At 35.7% G+C, this 17,739-nt stretch carries 17 protein-coding genes; 16 read left to right on the top strand and 1 reads right to left on the bottom strand.

What is annotated here, in order from left to right:
* The first annotated feature begins 14 nt into the window (after nt 1-14).
* The 16 genes from spoIIIAE (at nt 15) to spoIVB (ending at nt 16,389) form a co-directional block, all read left to right on the top strand.
* A complete protein-coding gene (gene spoIIIAE, locus MHH96_RS20630) occupies nt 15-1,247 on the top strand; it encodes a stage III sporulation protein AE (protein WP_047941133.1) in 1,233 nt (410 codons plus the stop codon).
* 15 nt (nt 1,248-1,262) lie between these two features.
* Nucleotides 1,263-1,895 (top strand): stage III sporulation protein AF, encoded by a 633-nt coding sequence (gene spoIIIAF / locus MHH96_RS20625; protein WP_061798454.1) that lies wholly within the window; start codon nt 1,263-1,265, stop codon nt 1,893-1,895.
* Entirely contained in the window at nt 1,888-2,538 is a 651-nt protein-coding gene (gene spoIIIAG, locus MHH96_RS20620; protein ID WP_047941131.1) for a stage III sporulation protein AG, read from the top strand. The genes spoIIIAF and spoIIIAG overlap by 8 nt, the downstream gene beginning before the upstream one ends.
* 13 nt (nt 2,539-2,551) lie before the next feature.
* Nucleotides 2,552-3,106: a SpoIIIAH-like family protein gene (locus tag MHH96_RS20615; protein ID WP_047941130.1), complete on the top strand. Its 555-nt coding sequence runs from the start codon at nt 2,552-2,554 to the stop codon at nt 3,104-3,106.
* Between the two features lie 547 nt (nt 3,107-3,653).
* Nucleotides 3,654-4,127 carry an acetyl-CoA carboxylase biotin carboxyl carrier protein gene (accB, locus tag MHH96_RS20610; protein WP_047941129.1) on the top strand — a complete coding sequence of 158 codons (474 nt, stop codon included), beginning with the start codon at nt 3,654-3,656 and terminating at the stop codon, nt 4,125-4,127.
* A 17-nt stretch (nt 4,128-4,144) separates the two neighbouring features.
* Nucleotides 4,145-5,503, top strand: a complete 1,359-nt coding sequence (accC, locus tag MHH96_RS20605; RefSeq protein ID WP_047941128.1) for an acetyl-CoA carboxylase biotin carboxylase subunit — start codon at nt 4,145-4,147, stop codon at nt 5,501-5,503.
* Nucleotides 5,504-5,518: 15 nt separating this feature from the next.
* Nucleotides 5,519-5,926, top strand: a complete 408-nt coding sequence (locus MHH96_RS20600; RefSeq protein ID WP_047941127.1) for an Asp23/Gls24 family envelope stress response protein — start codon at nt 5,519-5,521, stop codon at nt 5,924-5,926.
* A 275-nt stretch (nt 5,927-6,201) separates the two neighbouring features.
* Nucleotides 6,202-6,594, top strand: a complete 393-nt coding sequence (nusB, locus tag MHH96_RS20595; RefSeq protein WP_047941126.1) for a transcription antitermination factor NusB — start codon at nt 6,202-6,204, stop codon at nt 6,592-6,594.
* Nucleotides 6,595-6,786: 192 nt separating this feature from the next.
* Nucleotides 6,787-8,133, top strand: a complete 1,347-nt coding sequence (xseA, locus tag MHH96_RS20590; protein ID WP_047941125.1) for an exodeoxyribonuclease VII large subunit — start codon at nt 6,787-6,789, stop codon at nt 8,131-8,133.
* A gap of 2 nt (nt 8,134-8,135) precedes the next feature.
* A complete protein-coding gene (gene xseB, locus MHH96_RS20585; RefSeq protein ID WP_047941124.1) occupies nt 8,136-8,375 on the top strand; it encodes an exodeoxyribonuclease VII small subunit in 240 nt (79 codons plus the stop codon).
* Nucleotides 8,376-8,378: 3 nt separating this feature from the next.
* Nucleotides 8,379-9,272, top strand: a complete 894-nt coding sequence (locus MHH96_RS20580) for a polyprenyl synthetase family protein (protein WP_047941123.1) — start codon at nt 8,379-8,381, stop codon at nt 9,270-9,272.
* 436 nt (nt 9,273-9,708) lie between these two features.
* Nucleotides 9,709-11,601 carry a 1-deoxy-D-xylulose-5-phosphate synthase gene (dxs, locus tag MHH96_RS20575; RefSeq protein WP_047941356.1) on the top strand — a complete coding sequence of 631 codons (1,893 nt, stop codon included), beginning with the start codon at nt 9,709-9,711 and terminating at the stop codon, nt 11,599-11,601.
* Between the two features lie 7 nt (nt 11,602-11,608).
* The gene (locus MHH96_RS20570) at nt 11,609-12,439 is read left to right on the top strand and encodes a TlyA family RNA methyltransferase (protein ID WP_047941122.1); all 831 of its coding nucleotides are present in this window, start codon (nt 11,609-11,611) and stop codon (nt 12,437-12,439) included.
* Nucleotides 12,440-12,731: 292 nt separating this feature from the next.
* A complete protein-coding gene (gene ahrC / locus MHH96_RS20565; RefSeq protein WP_047941121.1) occupies nt 12,732-13,181 on the top strand; it encodes a transcriptional regulator AhrC/ArgR in 450 nt (149 codons plus the stop codon).
* 16 nt (nt 13,182-13,197) lie between these two features.
* A complete protein-coding gene (recN, locus tag MHH96_RS20560) occupies nt 13,198-14,886 on the top strand; it encodes a DNA repair protein RecN (RefSeq protein ID WP_061798446.1) in 1,689 nt (562 codons plus the stop codon).
* Between the two features lie 210 nt (nt 14,887-15,096).
* Nucleotides 15,097-16,389, top strand: a complete 1,293-nt coding sequence (gene spoIVB / locus MHH96_RS20555; RefSeq protein WP_047941119.1) for a SpoIVB peptidase — start codon at nt 15,097-15,099, stop codon at nt 16,387-16,389.
* A 62-nt stretch (nt 16,390-16,451) separates the two neighbouring features.
* Here spoIVB and MHH96_RS20550 read toward each other — a convergent pair whose 3' ends face one another.
* Nucleotides 16,452-17,366 carry a 1,4-dihydroxy-2-naphthoate polyprenyltransferase gene (locus MHH96_RS20550; protein ID WP_047941118.1) on the bottom strand — a complete coding sequence of 305 codons (915 nt, stop codon included), beginning with the start codon at nt 17,364-17,366 and terminating at the stop codon, nt 16,452-16,454.
* Between the last annotated feature and the right edge of the window lie 373 nt (nt 17,367-17,739).

Raw genomic sequence — 17,739 nt, 5'->3', positions numbered from 1 at the left:
CCGCTTATTTCGAGGTGAAAAAATTGAAAACAAAGCTGAAAGTCGTCCTACTCGTTATGGCAGCTCTCTTTTTTCTATATCAACCGATTGTACAAGCCTCACCTCATGAATCACCAGACTCTCAAGAAGCAGAAGAAATAAAGGAAGAAGGAATGGATCCGACAAAATTAGTTGAATCTCAACTAGAATCTCTGGATCTCAATGAATTAACAACTTTTTGGGATTCCATTAAAACAGAGTATGGTGGTTTTCTCCCAGAAAGTCAAAAAGGCAGTCTATATGATTTTATGACAGGGAATAAAAACTTTGATTTACAAGGGTTCTTCCATGGAATGCTTCAATTTGCTTTCCACGAGATTATTGTAAATGGCAAATTATTAGGTTCGTTAATTCTACTGACTATTTTTAGTGTCATGCTTCAAATGCTTCAGAATTCATTTGAGAAAAGCTCCATCAGTAAGGTGGCATATGCGATTGTCTTTATGGTTTTAATTATTCTGGCATTAAATAGCTTCCATGTCGCTATCACTTATGCCAGTGATGCTATTTCGAATATGACTCATTTTATATTAGCCTTTGTCCCGCTATTGCTGGCGCTTATGGCAGCCTCTGGCGGTGCCATATCTGCTGCATTCTTCCATCCGGTTATATTATTTTTGATGAATACAAGCGGTATGTTAATTGAATATATTGTGCTGCCTCTATTATTCTTATCAACGCTGCTTCATGTTGTCAGCAGTTTGTCCGAACAATATAAAGTTACTCAGCTAGCTAATTTGCTGCGTAATATTAGTATTGGGATTCTAGGGATTTTCTTAACTATCTTCCTAGGAGTAATTTCTGTGCAAGGAGCATCTTCTGCAATCACGGATGGAATTACAATCAAAACAGCTAAGTTTGTAACTGGTAATTTCATCCCGGTGATTGGACGAATGTTTACCGATGCAACAGATACAGTCATTAATGCTTCGTTATTATTAAAAAACACGGTTGGAATCGCAGGAGTAGTTATTCTCCTTCTTCTCGTAGCTTTTCCAGCCATAAAAATTTTAATGATTTCTTTTATCTATAAATTTGCAGCAGCGATTCTACAGCCAATTGGCGGCGGGCCTGTTATTAAATGTTTGGATGTTATTAGTAAAAGTGTCATTTATGTCTTTGCGGCACTTGCGATTGTATCCCTGATGTTTTTTCTAAGCATTACAGTGATCATTGTTGCTAGTAATCTAACGATGATGGTTAGGTAAAAAGGGGGCGAAAGAATGAATTTTATTACAGAATGGGTTACAAATATTATTCTATTTATTTTGTTAGCAACGGTCGTAGATATGCTACTGCCTAACTCTACCTTTCAGAAATATGCAAAGATGGTCGCAGGCCTGCTCTTAATAACCGTCATTTTAACACCTGTATTTAAGCTGATATCCAGTGACTTTGAAGCAGTGTTTTCAGCTAGTGCCATGGGTGAACCTGAACAAAAAAATATGAATAATTCCATTGAATTAAAAAAAAGAGAAATACAAGCCTCACTTGATGAATATACATTAAATAAAATGGCTGTCCAATTAAAAGAGGATGCAAATGAGGAGTTGATAGCAAATTACGGAATGGAGATTAATTCAATTCAATTATCAATTGACAAAGAAAAAGAGGGTGGCTTTCCTGCAAATCTAACTGAAATGGTTATTCATATGAAGGAAAGCCAGGATCCCAATAATGTTGTGGAAGCTGTAAACCCTGTTCGAATTGATACACAGCAACCTCTTCTTGATAAAAAGGAAACAAAGCAAATGGACACAGAAAGTATTATTTCCTTTCTTTCTGAAAAGTGGGAAGTGCGAAATGATGCAATTGTAATTATGTACGAAGGAGGGGAGGAGGGGAAAAATGGATAAAAAGGACAAAGGGCCATTAAGCTGGTTGAAAAATGTTCTGTCAAGCGACGGAAACGAAAAAAAACAGGGGAAAACCACTTATATTGTCATCGTTGTATTATTTGGAGCAGCCATTATGCTGTTAAGCAATATGTTCTTTAAAGACAATAAAGCTCAAGAAGTCGCTGCTTATAATAATGAAGCATCTTCTGAAGAGGCGGAAGAGACATTTGGGCAAAAAGCCAATAGTAGTAATTTAACCATTGCTGATTATGAAGAACAATATAAAAAAGAAATTAAAGAAGCCATATCAGCGATAGCAGGGGTTAAAGACGCTATTGTCTATGTAAATATAGAAGGATCAGAAAAGAAAGTATATGAAAAAAACCAATCCCAAACGATCCAGAAAACAGAAGAAAAGGATACTCAGGGAGGGAATCGAAATGTGGAAGAAACATCGAATGAAGAAACAGTTGTATTAGTACCGAATGGGGATAAACAAGTTCCGCTTGTAGTGGAGACGATGAAACCTAAAATTGCAGGAGTTCTCGTTGTTGCAAAAGGAGCTGGAGATATAAAAGTAAAAACGATGATTGTAGAAGCAGTTACTCGGGCGCTGGATGTTCCTAGTCATAGAGTTTCTGTACAACCTAAACAAAACTAAGGGGGAAGAATAGATGTTATTAAAAAAGCAAACGGTATGGTTGTTAACAATGTTAAGCTTGGTAGTGGTGTTATCGGTATACTATATTACTTCACCGGAATCCCGTGTAAATGAATTTGCAGCAACAGAGGATAATAATAAAGGAAAAAGCAATGATGCAGAAGAAGCAGCGAAAGATAGCAAAGGAGAAAGCACGGTTACTACTACTGATTCTGAAGCAGTATTTGAACAAATGCGCCTAGATCTAATGGAACAACGTGACAAAATGAAAGAAGAGTTAGTAACTATTCAAGGATCTAAAGATAAAACTGCAGAAGAAAAAAATGAAGCAACTGAAAAAATCAACGAACTACAAGAAATGACAGATAATGAAAAGATAATGGAAAGCCTTATTAAAGCAGAAAACTATGAAGATGTACTTGTTCAGACTGCTGATGATGGCACAGTAAAAGTAACAGTGAAAGCAGAAGAACTTTCTGCAGATGCTGCCAATGAAATCGTTCAGCTAGTCCGCAAAAATATGGATGCACCAAATGCAAATGTTGCGGTAAAAATTGATCCGAAATAAATAGAGCTGTGAAGCAGCAAGGACAAGAAGAGGGGAAAAGCGAATAGTACGTTTAAAACTGTAGATCACTGCTAGAAAGTGACTACAGTTTTTTAAATAACTAAAAGCAGCAGGAAGAAGAATACAACTATTTCCTCTAACATAATCTTATCACTATTGAAGAGTAAATTTGGTAAAGCGTCCGAAGAGCAGCAGCCTCGTTAAAGGAATAAGCATGGAATTTTAAAATAATGGTTATTAGAGAAAAACTTCTGCTATTCATTCCTCCTCACGATAATTAATTTTTGCTCTTTTTAAAGTAAATATAATAGTAAGCGATTTCGGATTAATTGGTTAGCTTTGAATAGTTATTTTATAAAGATAGTGGTATGATAAGTAGGGAGAAAGAGAGATGATTTCCTACAGATTTAACTTTCTGAGAAAAATATGGAAAAAGGTTTAGTAGCAAAAAAGTCATGTTTTAAAGATGCTTATTGAATTATCATAAGGTCTTATCGTATGATATTAGTATCTAGTCCTAATAGAATGTTTTAAGGGGTGCAATTATATGTTAAAGATTTCAGAAATTAAAGAACTAATAAAATTAATAGATGAATCGACTATTAGCAATTTTTTATATGAACAAGATGGCGTGAAAGTTGAAATTAAAAAGAACATGGTGGAAATAGCAGCACAAGCTCCAGTTGTGACAAAAACATTTCAACCAGAAGAAGTAAAAGCAACAAAAGAAGTAGCAGTGGAAAGTGTAGTTGCAGACACACCTGCAAAATCAAGTGATGATAACTTACATAAAATTACTTCTCCAATGGTAGGAACTTTTTATCAATCAGCCTCTCCAGACTCTCCTGCATTTGTAAAAGTGGGGGATAAGGTTACAAAGGATTCTGTTGTTTGTATCGTAGAAGCGATGAAATTATTTAACGAAATTACAGCAGAAGTAGATGGCGAAATTGTAGAAATCCTTGTAAAAGATGGAGAACTTGTTGAGTACGGGGAACCATTATTCCTAGTAAAGGCGTAACAAAGAGGGGTTAATCCATGATAAAAAAACTATTAATCGCAAATAGAGGAGAAATAGCTGTTCGTATCATCAGAGCTTGTCGTGAGCTGGATATTCAAACGGTAGCTATATACTCAGAAGCTGATCGTGAGGCTTTACATGTCCAAATTGCAGATGAAGCATATTGTGTTGGACCGAAAGCTTCAAAAGACAGTTATTTAAACTTTACAAACATAATTAGTGTAGCAACTTTAACAGGATGTGATGCTATCCATCCTGGATATGGTTTTTTAGCAGAGAATGCTGATTTTGCGGAACTTTGCAGAGATTGCAAAATCACGTTTGTAGGACCTAGTCCAGAGGCTATTAATAAAATGGGGACAAAAGATGTTGCAAGAGAAACAATGCGACAGGCTGGTGTGCCAATCGTACCTGGTTCCCAAGGCATTATTAAAGATGTAGAAGAGGGAATGGAACTTGCAAAAGAAATAGGATATCCAGTAATTATTAAAGCTACAGCTGGTGGCGGCGGTAAAGGTATCCGTGTAGCCAAAACGGAAGAAGAGTTGATTAAGGGGATTAACATTACCCAGCAAGAAGCATTAACGGCATTTGGTAATGCAGGTGTTTATTTAGAAAAATATATCGAGGACTTCCGCCATGTAGAGGTACAAGTGCTTGCTGATAATTATGGGAATGTCATTCACTTAGGCGAAAGAGATTGCTCGATTCAGCGAAGATTACAAAAGCTGTTGGAAGAAACACCATCTCCAGTATTAACCGAAGAAATGCGGGCGAAAATGGGAGATGCTGCTGTAAAAGCTGCAGCTGCAGTAAATTATACAGGTGCAGGAACTGTTGAATTTATCTTTGATTATCAGAATCAAGCATTTTACTTCATGGAAATGAATACGCGTATTCAAGTAGAACACCCAGTAACAGAAATGGTAACAGGTATTGATTTAATTAAAGAACAAATACTAGTTGCATCAGGTAAACCTCTTGAACATAATCAAAAGGATGTTACATTTACTGGCTGGGCAATTGAATGCCGTATCAATGCAGAAAATCCTGCGAAAAATTTCATGCCTTCACCAGGGAAAATTAAGATGTATTTACCGCCAGGTGGTTTAGGAGTACGTATTGATTCAGCTGCTTATCCTGGTTACACGATCCCACCGTACTATGATAGTATGATTGCGAAAGTGATTGCCTATGGATCTACTAGACAAGAAGCTATTTCTCGCATGAAACGAGCACTGAGTGAATTTGTAATCGAAGGTGTCGATACTACGATTCCGTTTCACTTAAATCTCCTTAATCATGAAAAGTTTGTGGCAGGCAACTTCAACACAAAGTTTTTAGAAATGTATGATTTAATGAAATCAGAAGATTAAAAGGAGGAATAGGTAATGAGCGAAACAACAAGTTTAGAAATGAACCAAGAGTATACTGGTCTAGGAAAAGTAGAAATTGCTCCTGAAGTAATTGAGGTTATCGCAAGTATTGCTGCTTCTGAAGTAGAAGGTGTAGCTCAAATGAGAAGCAATTTTGCAACTGGCGTTGTGGAAAAGTTCGGAAAAAAGCTCCATAACAAAGGGATAAAAGTCGACCTCAGTGAAGAAGGAATAAAAGTAGAAGTATTTTGCGTAATGAATTTTGGTGTATCTATTCCGCATGTTGCTCAGCAGATTCAAGATAATATTCGTCAAACATTAATCAATATGACTGGGTTGGAAACAGAGGAAGTAAATATTCATATTGTTGGTGTTCAGTTCGAAACAGCAAAACAAGAACCTGAATTACAGCAAGAAATGTAAGGAATAATACTCCCTAAAAATTAGCATAGAATGACTTTAAATAACAAAGGCTGAACAGGAAAGAATAAAATAGAAACTAATAGGTCTTCCTCTTAGTTTCTATAAGTTTTTTCTATGGACAGCCTTTGTTTTTGTGAGAATGACCAGAATAGTAAACTAATTATAGGTTTTTTTCTCGTAAGATAGAGTTTTGTTTTTATTTATGCTATTATTCATGTAGCATAGATAAATAGGTTGTCTTAAACCTATGGAAGGATTTTAAAGGAGCTTAAATAATGAAGAGAAGAACTGCCAGAGAAAAGGCCTTACAGGCACTATTTCAAATTGATATTAGTGATATAGACAAAGAAACAGCAATAGAGCATGTATTAGAAGGAGAAAAATCTGATCCCTACCTTACAAAATTAGTGGATGGGGTATTAAATAATCAAGTTTCTATTGATGAAACCATAAAGCAATATTTAGAAAATTGGACGCTAGAAAGAATTGCAAATGTAGACCGAAACATTCTACGTCTAGCCACATATGAAATGATTTATGGACAAGCAGATGATGTACCTGTAAATGTTGCGATTGATGAAGCAGTGGAGATTGCCAAACTTTATGGTGATGATCAATCTGGTAGATTTGTTAATGGATTATTATCTAAGATAAAAGAAAATCAGTAATATTAAGAGAAACGTTGGTTTGATGAAAAAAGCTGATTAGTGGACAATGTAAATCTTTTATGCAATATCGGCAAATAAGATTTGTTATCATCCTAAATTGTTTCCTTCTATAACCTATAAACATGAATGATTAAGGGATGTGGTGTATGATACTACACCCCTTTTTCCATCCTGTATAAGGAGTTTTTATAAATGGAATCACGGTATTTAACAGTACATGCTTTGACGAAATACATAAAAAGAAAATTTGATGCAGATCCTCATTTACAGCAAGTCATGGTAAAAGGGGAAATATCCAATTTTAAGCAGCATTCAAGTGGGCATATGTATTTCACCTTAAAAGATGAAAAAGCCAGAATTTTAGCAGTTATGTTTGCCCGGAATAATCAGCAAATGAAGTTTACGCCTGAAAATGGGATGAAGGTGCTGATTAAAGCAAGTATTACCGTATACGAATCAAGCGGTCAATATCAAATGTATGTGGTTGATATGCAGCCAGATGGAATTGGTCAGCTCTATCTAGCTTATGAGCAGTTGAAAGCTAAATTGGAACAAGAAGGATTGTTTCTTGCAGACCATAAACAGACAATTCCTAAATATCCGAAAACAATTGGTGTTATTACCTCACCGACTGGCGCTGCAATTAGAGACATTATTACAACCATTAAAAGACGCTATCCGATTGCTAACATCCAGATTTACCCCGCGTTAGTACAAGGTGAAACAGCGGCTCCTTCTATTGTAAAGGCGATTCAACAGGCGAATGAACAGGAGTCTCCTGCAATTGATGTCCTCATAGTAGGCAGGGGTGGCGGTTCCATTGAAGAATTATGGGCTTTTAACGAAGAAATCGTTGCTAGAGCCATTTACACTTCCAGAATTCCCATTATTTCTGCTGTCGGTCATGAGACAGACTTTACCATTGCAGATTTCGTTGCAGATATGCGGGCACCGACACCAACTGGTGCAGCAGAGCTCGCTGTTCCTCATATCGATGAGCTGGTGGAAAGGATTTTGTCTAGACAAAGCCGTTTAATAAGAGGGATAAAAGAAAAAGTAGAATTGCAAAAGTTACGTTTAAATAGAATTAAACGTTCCTATGCTTTTCGTTATCCTAAAGTTTTATACGATCAAAAAATGGAGCAATTAGACAAACAGACAGAATTATTAATACGTAATGTTCAAAGAGTTTTTGAGCAAAAGAATAATCAGCATCAATTAATAAAAAAGCAGCTAGTAAGGAATCACCCGCATCAATATGTGATGAAGGCCCAACAAGATTTGGCTAATTTACAAAAAAACATGATTCGTAATACGGAGCTTATTCTTCAAGCAAAAAAGCAGTCTTTTCTTTCGACAATAGGAAAGATGGATGCATTAAGTCCGTTGAAAATAATGGAAAGAGGCTACAATGTAGCATATGATCAAAATGGGAAATTAATAGCTAGTATAAAGCAAGTTAAGCCTAAGGAGCATATTGAATTAAACTTGGCTGATGGTACGGTAGAGGCAGAAATTATGGAGATAAAGGAGAGATAAACATGGCAACTAATCGAGAAAATAAGCCAACCTTTGAAGAAGCTATGGAAGAATTAGAACGAATCGTTGAAAAACTAGAAGAAGGAGATGTTCCATTAGAAGAGGCTATCAACACGTATAAAAAAGGAATGGAGCTTTCTAAATACTGTCATGAAAAATTAAAAAATGTCGAAGAACAATTAGCAGAAGTAGTGCTAGAAAACGGCAAAAAACAACCTTTTTCCATCGCTGAGGAGGAATAACACTTGAATAAAATTTCTTTGTCAGCATTTACAAAAAACTATAAAGAAGTACTGGAAAAAGAACTAAAGAAAAATGTCGAAAAGCTTAATGCTCCTTCCAGTTTAAAAGATTCTATGCTCTATTCCCTAAATGCAGGGGGGAAGAGAATCCGGCCGCTGCTTTTATTTGCTACCCTGCAAGCATTTGGAAAAGATCCACTTGAAGGTTTGCTTCCAGCAGCTGCCATTGAAATGATTCATACGTATTCTTTGATTCATGATGATTTACCAAGTATGGATGATGATGACCTGCGAAGAGGCTTACCGACGAATCATAAAGTTTACGGAGAAGCGACAGCTATTCTAGCAGGAGATGCACTTCTTACATATAGTTTTCAAATGATGACATATATGACAAAACAAAATATTCCATCTGAAAAGATTCTTACTAGTATTGGCTTTTTAGCAAAAGCAGCTGGAGCAGAAGGGATGGTAGGTGGACAAATTGCCGATATTGAAGGGGAAAGCAAGACTTTAAATCAAAGAGATCTTGAACATATACATCTACATAAAACAGGAAAGCTAATAGAAGTAAGTATTTTAATTGGCGCGATATTAGCAGATGCTGCTGACGCGGAGTTAGAAACATTAAAACGTTTTGCTTATCATCTAGGCTTAGCCTTCCAAATTAGAGATGACATTCTCGATTTAGAAGGGGATGAAGAAGTGATTGGAAAGCCAATTGGCAGCGATATGGATAACCACAAAAGCACCTATCCGAAAATATTAACTATGGATGGAGCAAAAAGAGAATTGGATTTGCATATTAAACAGGCTAAAGGTCTTCTAGCCGGTTTAAATTTTGATCGCTTTCTATTAGAAGAAATTACAGATTTAATTGCCTATAGAAATAATTAAAATATCCTCTTTAAACGGTTTAAAAGCTTTTTATAGATGGTATATAATAAAACTAAGCGAAATATATATAAGGGAAATTTAGAATAACGAATAACACATATCAGGGTGTCTCAATATTTGACATCACTAGAGCTTTTTCAAAAGATAAATTTGTAAAATGCGCTAGTGATGCTCCGCTTTGAGGCATCCTTCTTTTAAGCACGGAAAGTCTTCTGTGTGCTAACTATGTAGAATTACTACTATTATCAGTGAAGGAATGGTATAATACATATTTAATAATACGAATAAATTAGGTTTTTTGATAAAAATAAGGTATTCTAATATATAATACAATCTTGACAAAAAGAAATGGTTAAACGGAAGGAAGATATACCAATTAATGAGTGGTTTTCATCGCTTTATTGGTTATATACTGAATGAAAGTGAGTTGTTACAAATGGATTTAATGTCAATAGAAAATCCAGCATTTTTAAAAGGATTATCGAACGAGGAACTGAATATCCTTAGTGAAGATATCCGTCACTTTTTAATTAATAGACTTTCTCAAACTGGCGGCCATATTGGTCCGAACTTAGGAGTGGTGGAATTAACCATTGCTCTTCATAAATGTTTTGATAGCCCAAAGGATAAATTTCTTTGGGATGTAGGTCACCAATCTTATGTTCATAAAATATTAACTGGCCGTGCTAAGGATTTCGATACGCTTAGACAATACAAAGGCTTAAGTGGTTTTCCAAAAATGAATGAAAGTGAGCACGACGTATGGGAAACAGGTCATAGCTCTACTTCCTTATCTGCTGCAATGGGTATGGCTGTTGCAAGAGATTTAAAAAAGGAAGATTCCTACATCATTCCTATTATTGGGGATGGAGCTTTAACAGGGGGTATGGCTCTCGAGGCACTAAATCATATTGGCGATGAAAAGAAAAACATGATTGTTATCTTGAATGATAATGAAATGTCGATTGCTCCAAATGTTGGTGCTCTTCACCAAGTATTAGGCAGATTAAGAACTGCTGGGAAGTATCAATGGGTAAAAGATGAACTAGAAATGCTCTTAAAGAAAATTCCTGCCGTAGGTGGCAAGATGGCTGCAACTGCTGAAAGAATTAAAGATAGTCTTAAATATTTGTTAGTTTCCGGTGTTTTTTTCGAAGAGTTAGGTTTTACGTATTTAGGTCCAGTAGATGGTCATGATTATAACGACTTATTTGAACAGTTAAACTATGCAAAGAAAACATCTGGCCCAGTTTTACTGCATGTCATTACGAAAAAAGGCAAAGGATTTTCTCCAGCTGAAAAGGATAAAATCGGTACATGGCATGGAACAGGTCCTTATAAGATTGAGACAGGAGATTTTGTAAAACCTGCTATCACTGCACCTGCATGGAGTAAACTAGTGAGTGATACAGTGTTAAAGTTGGCAAGAAAAGACGAGCGAATCGTTGCTGTTACTCCTGCCATGCCAGTTGGTTCAAAATTGGAATCATTTGCAAAAGAATTTCCTAGTCGAATGCTTGATGTCGGGATAGCGGAACAGCATGCTGTAACATTAGCAGCTGGACTTGCCACACAAAAAATGAAGCCGTTTTTAGCCATTTATTCGACATTTTTACAAAGAGCATATGATCAAATGCTTCATGATGTTTGCCGCCAGAAATTAAATGTCTTTATTGGCATCGATCGTGCCGGCTTAGTAGGAGCAGATGGAGAAACCCATCAAGGTATTTATGATATTGCGTTTTTACGTCATATGCCAAACTTGGTTTTAATGATGCCAAAGGATGAAAATGAAGGGCAGCACATGGTAAATACGGCTATCCAGTACAATGATGGCCCAATTGCGATGAGATTTCCGCGGGGAAATGGGATTGGTGTGGAGCTTGATTCTACATTAAAGACGATTCCAATTGGTACATGGGAAGTATTAAGAGAAGGTTCTGATGCTGCAATTCTTACATTTGGAACAACGATTGAAATGGCAATGGAAGCAGCCAGCCAGCTTGAATTACAAGGGATTCATGTTAAAGTGGTAAATGCGAGATTCATTAAGCCGTTAGACGAGAAAATGCTTTCTGACTTATTGAAAAAGCAAATACCAATTTTAACGATTGAAGAAGCAGTACTGCAAGGCGGATTTGGAAGTTATTGTATCGAATATGCCCATGACCATGGTTTTGGAGCAAATGTAATAGATCGCATGGGAATTCCAGATGAATTTATTGAACATGGAGATGTAAATTCATTATTAGAAGAAATAAATTTAACAAAAGAGGAAGTTGTAAAAAGAATTTCAGCCATTGCTAGAAAAAAACAAAAGAGGGCTTAGAGCATTCATGAAGAAAGAAAGAATTGATGTATTATTAGTTGAGCAAGGTTTATTCGAAACAAGGGAAAAGGCAAAAAGAGCTGTAATGGCTGGGATTGTCTACTGTGAAGAGAATAGACTAGATAAACCCGGTGAAAAAATAAATACAGATTCTAAGTTATCTGTTAAAGGAAAGACACTTCAATATGTGTCAAGAGGTGGCTTAAAGCTTGAAAAGGCACTTAAAATATTTGATGTCGATATGAAAGATAAAGTCTTACTTGATATTGGCTCCTCGACAGGAGGATTTACGGATTGTGCCCTGCAAAATGGTGCAAAACAATCTTATGCCTTAGATGTAGGCTATAATCAATTAGCGTGGAAGCTTAGACAAGATGAACGTGTGATTGTCATGGAAAGAACCAACTTTCGTTATGTAACTCCTGTCGATTTAAAAGGTGAGATGCCGAATATTGCTTCAATTGATGTTTCTTTTATTTCGCTAAAGCTAATTTTACCAGTTTTAAAGACACTATTAGTATCCGGCAGTGATGTTATTGCTTTAGTGAAGCCGCAATTTGAAGCTGGAAGAGAACAAGTTGGGAAAAAAGGGATTGTCAGAGACCGTAAAGTCCATGAGTCCGTTTTAGAGAAAATTATAGCTTTTTCTATAGAAGAAGGATATATTGTTAAAAACCTATCATTTTCACCAATTACAGGCGGAGATGGAAATATTGAATTTTTACTCCACCTCTATTGGGATGAGCGTGCAGAGGAAAAAACGCATTATTTTCAAATAAAAGAGACGGTAGAAGCGGCACATTCCGAATTGAAAGCAAAAAAAGAAACGGAAGAATAAGCTATGTAAAAGGGTTTGACTGCAGCAAGAGAACTATTAGTAACGTGGGATGCTAATAGAAAGGTTCTCCATGCAGGCTGACCCTTTTTGGTTTGTCTATCATGAATAAAGATAGAGCGGAGATGTAATTTGTTTTCTTTGTTCTTGTAAAAAGACGAACAAACACGGTAAAATAGATAAAAGGAAGATTGTCTAAAAAAATCGAATGAACGTATGATAAGGAACAAATACTTTTAATAAAAAGTGATACATATGGAATAAAAATGATAACCAATGATAAAGGATGGAATATATGAATAAGGGCCAGAGGCATATAAAAATAAGAGAAATCATTACGAATAATGATATCGAAACACAAGACGAATTAGTAGATGAACTGAAAAGTGCTGGATATAATGTAACACAAGCTACTGTATCAAGAGATATTAAAGAGCTGCATTTAGTGAAAGTGCCACTTCAGGATGGCAGATATAAATATAGCTTACCAGCTGATCAGCGCTTTAATCCATTACAAAAATTAAAAAGAATGTTAATGGATTCCTTTGTGAAAATCGATTCAGCTGAAAATTTGCTTGTCCTAAAATCACTGCCAGGGAATGCACAAGCGATCGGAGCATTAATTGATAATCTTGATTGGGATGAAATATTAGGAACGATTTGTGGAGATGATACTTGTCTAATTATTTGTCGCACTGCAGATGATGGCAAGAAAATTAGTGATCGTTTTCTTGATATGCTTTAATTTGGGGGGACATTAATTGCTAAGTGAATTATCGATTAAAAATTTTGCAATCATTGAAAGTCTATCCATATCATTTAAAAAGGGACTGACCGTATTAACTGGTGAAACAGGTGCAGGAAAGTCTATCATTATTGATGCGATCAATTTATTAGTTGGAGGACGCGGTTCGGCGGAATTTGTTCGCCATGGAGAAGAAAAAGCAGAAATAGAAGGGCTATTTTATATAGAAGACGGTCATCCTTGTTTTCAAAAAATGAATGAGTTTGGTATCGATATAGATGAGGGTGCTATTGTATTAAGAAGAGATATAGCTTTATCTGGTAAGAGTGTCTGCCGGATAAATGGCAAGCTTATCACAATCGCTGTATTAAGAGAAATAGGTTCCACTTTAATTGATATTCATGGTCAGCATGAACATCAAGAATTAATGGATGAAACGAAGCACTTACAGTTGCTGGATACTTTTGCAATGGGAGAATTAGCTCCTGTTTTAGAAGAATATGAAGAAATTTATCGCTCTTATACTCAAACTCAAAAGAAACTAATGAATTTAACAGAAAATGAACAGCAAATGGCTCAAAGACTTGATTTATTACAATTTCAGTTTAATGAAATTGAAAGTGCTCATTTGAAAATTAATGAAGATGATGAGCTGTTAGAAGAAAGGAAGAAATTAAGCAATTTCGAGAAAATTTATGATAGCATACAAACAGGCTATACTGCTCTTAGGGGAGAACAAAAAGGGCTGGATTGGCTTGGTGAGGTCATGGGGAATATGGAGGAAGCTGCAAGCTTAGACACTGAATACAAGGATATGGCTGAGTCTGTCTCCAATAGCTATTATATTTTAGAGGATATTGCAAGACAGATGAGAAGTGCTTTAGATTACCTAGAATATGACCCCGAAAGGTTAAATGAGATTGAAACAAGACTAAATGAAATCAATACCTTAAAACGCAAATATGGAAAAACAGTAGCAGAGATCCTAGAGTATGCTGCAAAAATAGAGGAAGAATTAGAAACATTACAAAATAAAGAAACCCATATCGATTTATTGGAAAAGGAGTTAGCTTCTCTTAAAAAAGATCTTTTAGTGGAAGCAAAGGAATTGACTGCCTTAAGAAAGAGAGCAGCTCTTCGTCTGACAGATAGTATTCATCAAGAATTAAAAGAACTCTACATGGAAAAGACTGTTTTTGAAGTAAGAATTCATGCTGATGAGAACAATGTTACGAAAAAAGGGATAGATGAAGTGGAATTTTACATTTCTACAAATCCTGGAGAACCGTTAAAACCACTATCCAAAATTGTGTCCGGTGGAGAGCTTTCCAGAATGATGCTTGCTTTAAAAAGCATTTTCTCTAAGCATCAAGGGGTGACATCCATCATATTTGATGAGGTAGATACTGGGGTGAGTGGAAGAGTAGCACAAGCAATCGCTGAAAAAATCCACCATGTGTCGGTTGATTCTCAAGTGCTCTGTATTTCCCATCTGCCGCAGGTGGCAGCAATGGCAGATACCCATTTATTTATCGCAAAAAAAATTGAGGATGGCCGCACATCTACGTCTGTCACACCATTAGTGCAGCAAGATAAGGTAAAAGAGATCGGACGAATGATTTCAGGAGCGGAAATTACGGAATTAACAAAAAAACATGCAAAAGAACTGTTAAAATTAGCGCAAAAAGCTAAGAATAAAATATAGACACGTAAAACCTCTGTATATGTGCAGAGGTTTATTTTATTCTTATGAAGAGTTGTCTATTTAATGGTGCGTGGGAAACTAATTGCAAGGATTATCCATTATGGGTAGGTATTTAAAATTTTTAACAGTTATAAATGATGCTGTTACAGGCAAACTTATAAATGTAGCCGGAGAAGTAGTGGTGAAAAGAAGCGAGGAGAGTGAAGTGAATTGAAAAGTGATATCCTTAGAAAAATAATTGGTGGGATTCTCCTTGTTTCATTAATATCTTTAGTATGTAATCAATCATTTCAAGAATATCTTCATATCCCAAAAAGCATTACATTGTTTGAAGGACAATCAATGGAGATCAACAATAGTGAGGCGATTTCTGTGACAGCAAATGTGGCAGACGAAGATTCGGTTGTTGCATTAAGTCAAGAAAAAGGGAAATTTTCCTTGCAAGGAAAAGTTAGTGGGAAAGATGAGATGATGCTTGAACTTGCAGGTTTTCCAATAAAAAAAGTGGATGTGAATGTTCTTAAAGACTTTAAAGTAATTCCCGGTGGTCAGTCCATTGGGGTGAAACTAAATACTGTTGGCGTACTGGTGGTTGGGCACCATCAGGTAAATACAGAAGAAGGAAAGCAATCACCTGGTGAAAAGGCCGGGATAAAAGTTGGCGATATGATAGTCGAAATAAATGGAATGAAAATAGAAAAAATGGCAGATGTAGCACCTTTTGTTCAAAAAGCAGGCGAAGGAAACAAACCTTTAGAGTTGGTTGTAAAAAGAGAGAAAGAGGAGTTTAAAACAAAGTTAATGCCCTTAAAGGAAAAAGGGGATAACATATTTAAATTAGGGCTTTATATAAGGGATTCAGCAGCTGGGATTGGAACAATGACTTTCTATCACCCAGATTCCATGAAATATGGAGCTTTAGGACATGTAATCTCAGATATGGATACAAAAAAACCAATCGTTGTGGATGATGGAGAAGTACTAAGATCTACTGTAACAAGTATTGAAAAAGGAAGTAACGGAAATCCTGGTGAAAAATTAGCGAGATTTTCAGAAGATAAAGAAATAATCGGGGATATCAAAACAAATAGTCCTTTTGGAATATTTGGTGTATTAAATAAACAAATTAAAAATGGAATAATGGATAAGCCGATGCCGATTACGTTATCAGACCAAGTGAAAGAAGGACCAGCGCAAATTTTAACGGTTGTGGATAATGATCAGGTGAAGCTATTTGATATAGAAGTAGTAAGCTCTGTACCTCAAAAGTATCCTGCAACAAAAGGGCTAGTCATCAAAGTGACAGATAAAGAATTATTAAGCAAAACAGGCGGTATCGTTCAAGGAATGAGCGGAAGTCCAATTATTCAAGATGGTAAGGTCATTGGTGCTGTAACCCATGTATTTGTAAATGATCCGACAAGCGGATATGGAGTTCACATTGAATGGATGTTAAATGAGGCAGGAATCGATATATATGAAAAAGGGCAAAAAGCTTCATAAAAATTAAAATGTCTCATGTAAAAGGATGAATCGACAATCCTTTTACATGAGACATTATACTACTACATATTTTGCATGATAAAATCTAACAAATAACCAACTGTGATAAACAATCCAAACATGGTGTTTGTTAAACCAGTGTTTTTCATGGCAATCGGTGTTTGGCTTCGATCTCCTTTAAAGCCCTTAATGGCATCTAATGGTTTTTTGAAACTAAGCAGTACGATTAATAACCAAGGACTAAAGAAACCGAGAGCAACGAAAATAATAATCCAGAGGTAGGATAAGATAAATAATGCCGCAAGTAGGTTAACCGCTTTGTTAAAGCCGATAAGTATAGCAATCGTTTTTCTGCCGCCTAATGTATCCTCTTCAATATCTCTAATGTTATTCGATAAATTAATCGCACCAATAAGAATAGCGATTGGAACAGAAATAAGGATGCTTTCTTGGCTAATGTGACCTGTTTGGATAAAGAAAGAGATAAGGATGAAGATACATCCCATACATATACCAGAAAACACTTCTCCAAAAGGTGTATAAGCTATTGGAAGCGGGCCTCCTGTATATAAATAGCCAATCGCCATACCGAGTAAGCCGACTAATGCAATCCACCAAGAAGTATTAGAACAAATATAAATACCTAAAAGTAGTGCAAGTATATATAGGCTGATCGCCATATTTAAAACTAATTTTGGCTTCATCCCATGATGAACAATTGCTCCGCCTATTCCTACTGAATCAGCAGTATCAATTCCTCTTACATAATCATAGTACTCATTAAATAAGTTGGTTGCGATTTGAATAATCAAACAAGCAAACATCATGGCAAAAAATAAACCCCAGTTTGTTGAGGCATGAGGGAAAGATAATACCGTACCAATGGAAACTGGTACAAAAGAAGCTGTTAACGTATGCGGTCTCGTTAGCTTCCATAGTATTTTATAAGTGTTGTTTTCCTTAGTGACGTTCTCCATAAAAAAATCCTTTCTATACTTTGGGAAAATGAAAACACAAATACTTAATAAATTTGTGCAACCTTTATCTGTTTTATGCAGATAAAGGTAAAAACAAAAAAACTAGACGTTTTTTTGTCCAACTTTAATAATACCGTATAAAGTTGTATCCCAACAAGAAAATATTCATAAAAAAGTCATAATTTTTTCTTCCAAATAAAGAAGTGTTTGGCTATATGGAAGATAAGTAACTTGATTGCTTTTGCTATAGCCTAGTGTTGTGTATAATATAGCCATAAAGATTTTTCGACAAAAAAATGAAATGTATCGAAATCAGTCGAAAACGTGAGAAAATGAGAGAATTAATAGGGTTTTTCCTATTTTTTAAGTTTTT

This window comes from Niallia sp. FSL K6-0212, assembly GCF_038007605.1.
GTDB classification, from domain to species: Bacteria; Bacillota; Bacilli; order Bacillales; family Cytobacillaceae; genus Niallia; species Niallia circulans.
This window is presented reverse-complemented; position numbering and strand designations above follow the sequence as displayed.

Bases quoted from the DNA above. Each gene is read 5' to 3' on its own strand.
- spoIIIAF (WP_061798454.1), top strand. From the start codon at position 1,263: ATGAATTTTATTACAGAATGGGTTACAAATATTATTCTATTTATTTTG.
- spoIIIAG (WP_047941131.1), top strand. From the start codon at position 1,888: ATGGATAAAAAGGACAAAGGGCCATTAAGCTGGTTGAAAAATGTTCTG.
- MHH96_RS20615 (WP_047941130.1), top strand. From the start codon at position 2,552: ATGTTATTAAAAAAGCAAACGGTATGGTTGTTAACAATGTTAAGCTTG.
- accB (WP_047941129.1), top strand. From the start codon at position 3,654: ATGTTAAAGATTTCAGAAATTAAAGAACTAATAAAATTAATAGATGAA.
- accC (WP_047941128.1), top strand. From the start codon at position 4,145: ATGATAAAAAAACTATTAATCGCAAATAGAGGAGAAATAGCTGTTCGT.
- MHH96_RS20600 (WP_047941127.1), top strand. From the start codon at position 5,519: ATGAGCGAAACAACAAGTTTAGAAATGAACCAAGAGTATACTGGTCTA.
- nusB (WP_047941126.1), top strand. From the start codon at position 6,202: ATGAAGAGAAGAACTGCCAGAGAAAAGGCCTTACAGGCACTATTTCAA.
- xseA (WP_047941125.1), top strand. From the start codon at position 6,787: ATGGAATCACGGTATTTAACAGTACATGCTTTGACGAAATACATAAAA.
- xseB (WP_047941124.1), top strand. From the start codon at position 8,136: ATGGCAACTAATCGAGAAAATAAGCCAACCTTTGAAGAAGCTATGGAA.
- dxs (WP_047941356.1), top strand. From the start codon at position 9,709: ATGGATTTAATGTCAATAGAAAATCCAGCATTTTTAAAAGGATTATCG.
- MHH96_RS20570 (WP_047941122.1), top strand. From the start codon at position 11,609: ATGAAGAAAGAAAGAATTGATGTATTATTAGTTGAGCAAGGTTTATTC.
- ahrC (WP_047941121.1), top strand. From the start codon at position 12,732: ATGAATAAGGGCCAGAGGCATATAAAAATAAGAGAAATCATTACGAAT.
- MHH96_RS20550 (WP_047941118.1), bottom strand. From the start codon at position 17,366: ATGGAGAACGTCACTAAGGAAAACAACACTTATAAAATACTATGGAAG.